This is a genomic window from Neisseria sp. P0021.S007 (assembly GCF_051956855.1).
The window spans coordinates 1-1,590 of record NZ_JBQCXA010000052.1; the positions used below are offsets into that span (position 1 = coordinate 1).

The following is a 1,590-nucleotide window of genomic DNA, read 5'->3' on the forward strand; positions in this document are numbered from 1 at the left end:
CAATCAAAACAGCCTGACCGCAGGCGCGCGCGGCCCGTTGCTGGCGCAGGATTTGTGGCTGAATGAAAAACTCGCCGACTTCGTGCGCGAAGTCATCCCCGAACGCCGTATGCACGCCAAAGGTTCGGGCGCGTTCGGTACGTTCACCGTGACACACGACATCACGAAATACACCCGCGCCAAAATCTTCAGCGAAGTCGGCAAAAAAACCGAGATGTTCGCCCGTTTCACCACCGTGGCAGGCGAGCGCGGCGCAGCCGATGCGGAACGCGACATCCGCGGCTTTGCGTTGAAGTTCTATACCGAAGAAGGCAACTGGGATATGGTCGGCAACAACACGCCCGTATTCTTCCTGCGCGACCCGCGTAAATTCCCCGACCTGAACAAGGCGGTCAAACGCGACCCGCGCACCAATATGCGCTCTGCCACGAACAACTGGGACTTCTGGACGCTGCTGCCCGAAGCCCTGCACCAAGTTACCATCGTCATGAGCGACCGCGGCATCCCCGCCAGCTACCGCCATATGCACGGCTTTGGTTCGCATACTTACAGCTTCTGGAACGAAGCGGGCGAGCGTTTTTGGGTGAAATTCCATTTCCGCAGCCAGCAAGGGATTAAAAACCTGACCAACGAAGAAGCCGCAAAAATCATCGCCGACGACCGCGAAAGCCACCAGCGCGATCTGTACGAAGCCATCGAGCGCGGCGAGTTTCCAAAATGGACGATGTACATCCAAGTCATGCCTGAAGCAGATGCGGAAAAAGTGCCGTATCATCCCTTCGACCTGACCAAAATTTGGCCGAAAAAAGACTATCCGCTGATTGAAGTGGGCGAATTTGAGTTGAACCGCAATCCCGAAAACTTCTTCGCCGATGTGGAACAATCCGCCTTTGCACCGAGCAACCTGGTACCCGGTATCGGCGCCAGCCCCGACAAAATGCTGCAAGCCCGTTTATTCAATTACGCCGACGCGCAACGCTACCGTCTGGGGGTGAACTTCCGCCAAATCCCCGTCAACCGCCCGCGCTGCCCTGTTCACAGCAACCGGCGCGACGGGCAAGGTCGCGCCGACGGCAACTACGGCAGCCTGCCGCACTACGAACCCAACAGCTTCGGCCAATGGCAGCAACAACCCGACTTCGCCGAACCGCCTTTGAAAATCAACGGCGACGCGGCGCACTGGGACTACCGCCAAGACGATGACGACTATTTCAGCCAACCGCGCGCCTTGTTTAACCTGATGAACGACGCACAGAAACAGGCTTTGTTTAACAACACCGCCGCGGCCATGGGCGATGCGCCTGACTTCATCAAATACCGCCATATCCGCAACTGCTACCGTTGCGATCCGGCATACGGCGAAGGCGTAGCCAAAGCCCTTGGACTGACTGTCGAAGATGCCCAAGCGGCACGAGCCAACGACCCGGCTTTAGGTCAACCTGGTTTACTGTAAGGAGGCATTATGTGGATAGAAATTGAAGAACTCTTATCTCAAGCTGTCCGATACAGCCGTTCAAACAAAAAGTAACGGTTTAGATCATTAAGCAGGCCGTCTGAAATACAAAATAAAGTTTCAGACGGCCTTTTTTA

1 protein-coding gene is annotated in these 1,590 nt (G+C 55.9%); it reads left to right on the plus strand.

All coding sequences use genetic code 11. The features are described 5' to 3' along the window. Positions 1 to 1,453, plus strand: a 1,453-nt coding sequence (katA, locus tag ACTHUR_RS10995) for a catalase KatA (RefSeq protein WP_440398592.1), incomplete at its 5' end; no start/stop codon positions are given. Between the last annotated feature and the right edge of the window lie 137 nt (positions 1,454 to 1,590).